This window comes from Paraburkholderia diazotrophica (assembly GCF_038900755.1).
In the GTDB taxonomy this organism is placed as follows: Bacteria; Pseudomonadota; Gammaproteobacteria; order Burkholderiales; family Burkholderiaceae; genus Paraburkholderia; species Paraburkholderia diazotrophica_A.
This window is the reverse complement of sequence record NZ_JBBPEN010000044.1, coordinates 1-4,494: the sequence shown is the minus strand read 5'-3', so window position 1 is coordinate 4,494 and position 4,494 is coordinate 1. Positions and strand designations below refer to the sequence as shown.

General features: G+C 56.7%; 3 protein-coding genes and 2 pseudogenes. 1 reads left to right on the top strand and 4 read right to left on the bottom strand.

Annotation, left to right across the window (positions count from 1 at the left end; genetic code table 11):
* Window positions 1-274: 274 nt before the first annotated feature.
* Window positions 275-535, top strand: a pseudogene (locus AABE10_RS35980) (IS5/IS1182 family transposase); the annotation flags it as partial.
* Window positions 536-1,146: 611 nt separating this feature from the next.
* On the opposite strand, the gene AABE10_RS35975 reads toward AABE10_RS35980, so the two are convergent.
* The 4 genes and pseudogenes from AABE10_RS35975 to AABE10_RS35960 all read right to left on the bottom strand — a co-directional run.
* Entirely contained in the window at window positions 1,147-1,734 is a 588-nt protein-coding gene (locus tag AABE10_RS35975; protein ID WP_342937805.1) for a chorismate mutase, read from the bottom strand.
* A gap of 367 nt (window positions 1,735-2,101) precedes the next feature.
* Window positions 2,102-2,581, bottom strand: a complete 480-nt coding sequence (locus AABE10_RS35970) for a DUF3757 domain-containing protein (protein ID WP_342937804.1) — start codon at window positions 2,579-2,581, stop codon at window positions 2,102-2,104.
* 368 nt (window positions 2,582-2,949) lie between these two features.
* Window positions 2,950-3,870, bottom strand: a complete 921-nt coding sequence (locus AABE10_RS35965; protein WP_342937803.1) for an EamA family transporter — start codon at window positions 3,868-3,870, stop codon at window positions 2,950-2,952.
* Window positions 3,871-4,323: 453 nt separating this feature from the next.
* Window positions 4,324-4,494 (bottom strand): annotated as a pseudogene (locus AABE10_RS35960) (nitrogenase molybdenum-iron protein alpha chain); the annotation flags it as partial.

The following is a 4,494-nucleotide window of genomic DNA, read 5'->3' as shown; positions in this document are numbered from 1 at the left end:
TCGACTGTCTGAGACACTGTGTCCATTCTCCCCAGTTTGTGGACACTGTCGGTCACTCGTGCCCGTTGCGGCCAATGATTGCATCTTCTACGCGGAACGTGGCGACGGTACAGATCGAACGCTTACGCTTCGATTGGACACGGGGGTGGGTAGGTCGGCTTGCTGAATCGGGAAAGCCTTGCGCGGTGGGCACATTCAGCTGAAATGGCATTGTAGGAATTGCAGCGACCTGGCATATTAACGCCTAAATGCTGCGAACCCTGATGAGGTGCGGATGGGTCCCAAGACGCCTGTGACGGAGGGAGATTTTTACCGGCAGCCGCTGCGTAAGCAGATCAATTTGAAGCATCTGCTGGTTCGCCTAGCCGAGTTGGTCAACTGGGATTGACTGGGCGTGGCGATGAGCGAAAGCTTCGTGTCGCGTAAGGGGCGGCGGCCCGCGACTTCCCCCCGGTTGATCGCGGGCCTGCTGTATCTGCAGCACGCGTTCGACCTGTCTGACGAAGGGATCGTCCGGCTATGGGTGGAGAACCCGAGGTGTAGGTGGTGAGAGTCCACTACTATGAAGGCATCCGAGCCACATCGCCCCCGAGCCGTGCGTGGGCGTCCGCGAGGAGGTCGGCGAAGCGTCGGCAGGGGAATGTGTAGGCCAGCCATGGAGCCACGAAATCGTTTTATCCCGGATGCCGACGCGCTCCACAGTAGGTGGAAAGCAATACGAGCGGGCGCGACATCGCGAGTGCCTGCCGATCCGGCGTGGTCGTAGAACCTGGCATGCACGCGAGCGCCTTGCAAAGGAACAGGGAGAACTCACGTCTGACCTGGCGCTGTAGCGGTATTGGTCAGGTACGCGTCGGGGAAGATGAGGAGCCGAAGCCGAGGATGTACGGACGTGAGAGTCAGACTCCGCAGAAGCCTACGAACAAGGTCGGGAAACCGGCTGCGGAGTGGGTGGAGCCAAGGGCGGTGACCGAGGGAAAGCTACGGATTTTTTGCGTCTTCCGTCCTTCTCGCGTTGTTCGTTCCTGTCGATCAGACACGCCCGTCGTCTAACGACGACAACGGACAAAACGTTTTATTCAGCGCCGACTCGAATAGGGTATCCATTCAAATGGGCGTTTGTGCGTTTTCAGATTCGTCGGAAAGTCAAGATTTGACACATACCCGTGCGACCGAACGATCGAGCGCCGCGCGATGAAGGACATCAAGCGACGCTTGTTGAGCTACTTGCCCCACTGCCGATGCAACCTGTGCATGGCAATCTGCAATGCTGCGCAGAGGTGCCACGCTCTGCAGATTCTCCATGATAGAGACTTGTAGCTTATCTAGAATTGGTCGGATGACACTTGGTAAGCTCTGGCGCGGCGTTGCGGGAGCATTGCCTTGACGTCTCCAGTTGTTGAGCAGCGCGTACTGGACTTCTTTGTTGGCTTCAATCTGGTCCGAGAAAATGTTTATCGCATCCTCCGGAGTTAGCCCGTGCTCAGACGCCATCGTCGCCGCATTTGTAATAACTTGCGTTTCCCGCTGACGGTCGTAGACGGGTTGATCAGTGTCCCACTTGCTAAGAGCGACCTGGTCAGCGGTGTTAAGGCGGTCCGCCATGCTACGCACAAGCGGCACGAACGCATCCTGCTGCGCTCCAATGCCGGGGGAGCAGCCTGCCACGAGGCATATAGCTAGTGCAAGTGTCACGGCATGCCGAGTCACAACGGGCCCAATATTCTTCTTCATTTCCAATTCTGCTACTCCTATTGGTTGACTTCCGCCAACGACATTGAGACTGGAGACGACGGCCCCAGCATCGGTTCGCCAGTGAGCAAACGACATGAAGTCACAGTCCCAGATTGGTAGCACATGCCCTGAGCCGAAACGTCGAGCGTAGCACGTCCCATACGCGTCCCAGCGCCAGCTCTCGCCGCCAGCCGACACTGTGCACAACAGGGGCGGCATGGGGCTGCAAAGTCCTCAAGTCGCTCCTCGGTGCCCGATACCGGTCGAGCGACCTGGGAAATCTCCGTCAATGCGCCCGTCACCTAACACTGGGCGTACCGGCCGAATTGGGAAGGAAGAACGTGAGAGCGCCGAGATGGTTCGTCTCCTACGACGCCTTTCCAGAAGGAAAGGCGTCACCCCGCCTTCGGACGATGGTGAATTTGCAACCCGAAGCGGTTGGGGCAGTGCATTCATAGTAGATAACGTCAAACGGGCCTTCTTTCCGATGCCACACGGTATTACCCTCCAACGCGACAACCGGTTCCGTAAGCGAATTAGGTTTATATCGTAAGTCTACCGTACCTTTGTCAAGTTCATAGGAGCACTTGGCTAATGATCCTCGCGGTACGTCATCATCTTGCGCTGGATAAAACGTGGCGGCGTTAAATTGCCTGATATTACCTCCGCCACCTGCTGGCGCAATACCCAGCCATTCATCTTCGTTATCACCGGTTCGCGCCGAGTACAGGCCCGCTGTCATCTTGATCCGGGCCGGAGAAGGGCAGCTTTCGACCGTTGCCGCCAACGTATGAACTGATACGCCAAGCGCAAGTATAAAAATCAAAAAAATTTTCTTATGTATCATTAGGTTAGTTCGCAATATTGATTAACAAGGCCGAAATTACCCATCGATAAACATCACCGATGTGCCTTGCGATAGCTTTGCATATGGGCTTATCTATCATAGAAAATACGCATTTCATATTAATTCTCAAGCTAAGCTCTCACGCCCGTCCAATCCTCCGATGCGAGCAAACGTTGGAGCGTCTGCGTTGGCCGCAGGTAGCTGCGATGACGATCTTGTGGGGGCGGACTGGAGCGAGACACCTGCTTGAAGAAAGGCGCGGCTGCAGCGTTGTCGCGCCGCTTTTGCAGCAACACGTCCAGTTCGGTGTTCGTCCATGGTAAGCACGTACGGCTCGCCACGCAGGTCGTCCATCGGGAGATTCGCAGTCACACGCGACTCCGTGGAGGCGAGTGAGCACGGATACCGCCTACCACTGCACCGATGCATGCGCCAACAACGCACAACGTTCCAATGAACTGGGATCTGCCTATCGGCTGTGCAAGTACGAGGCAGCCGATCGCCGCCGCGATCGCAGGCTCGGTGCACATCACGACACCGAATGCGGATGCGTTCATCCGACGCAGTGCGATTAGTTTAAGTACGTAGGGGACGATCGGCACCAAGACTGCAATGTACGCGGCATTGACGAGTTGCCCCATAGGCAAATGGCCACCGCTCAACAGAATACCGAATGGTCCGGTAACGACAGCAGCGGCGATCAGGGACGCAGAAAGCCCTTCCAGCTCGTCAAACAGCATGCCGACGCGCTTCTTTAACACGATGTGTACGACCCAGCCGAGTGCCGATCCAATCGGGAAGACCAAGTCAATGGGGCTCACCACCCACATGCCGTCCTGCCGAGCTAGCAATAGCACGCCAGCGACTGCGAACACCGGCCACATCAACCTTCTGAGTCTGCGCTCGCCGAATGTCGCGACCGCGACCGGCCCAAGGAAGCTGACTGCCACTGCAAACACAAGCGGCACACGCCGCACTGCCTCGAAGAAGCATAGCGTCATACACGCGGCCGCACTGCCAAGCGCGGCCGCGGCTCCCCAGTGCTGGCGAGAATACGTGTGCAGCGGCGGTCGCGCGATGACCGCGAGCACTACCGCTGCGAAGCACAGTCGCAACCAAGTTATGCTAATGGTACTGTGTCTTATCGTCGTGGACAGCGATAGTGCGGCGCCGAGTTGAATGCTGCACATCGACGCGACGGCGAACATCGGCGCGATCGCGTGCGAGAACAACACGGACGCTCTCGACAACGCGTATTTGGCTTGGTTTGCGTTCAATTCCCCGCTCATCCATATTTCTCGCGTGAGTGAAGAGAGGATACTAACCGCAGGTGTATGCGTGGTATAAGCTGGAAATCTTTATGCGTGCATGAGGGAAATTGATGATTGCGGATATCAACAGCGCGCTACTGTGTACGTTCGTGACGGTGGTTGAAGCCGGCAGCGTGAGCAATGCTGCAATGGCACTTCATCGCACCTGCCCGTCAGCATGGTCCTTCTTCATCTTCAAGCGAAGTTGACCAACGCCTGCTCGAACGTTAGCCGCGCGGCATGAAGCCGACTTCCACGGGCAGGTACTACTGCCGTATGCGCATCTGCTTGCGCGCCGCTTCGTCCATGTTGGCCACGAACCAATCCCGAATGATGTTGGTGATCGTATACGCTTGAGCAAACGGCCAATTGCAACGGAATCGGACTGTTTCAATAGATGCAAGCGTGTTATCGAGTTCAGTTAGTATGCCGTCGCCCGACCATTACAGCGGGCAGCGATTTGATGTTCGATTTCGCCCCACAGTCGAGCTTGCCCTGTTCAAAGGAACCCAGATGCTTGGCGCGGCGCTTGGCCATCTTTTCGGGGTATGCCTGCAGCACTTCGTCGATCAGGGCCTTGTTCGCGGCCTTGCGTTCTTCAAC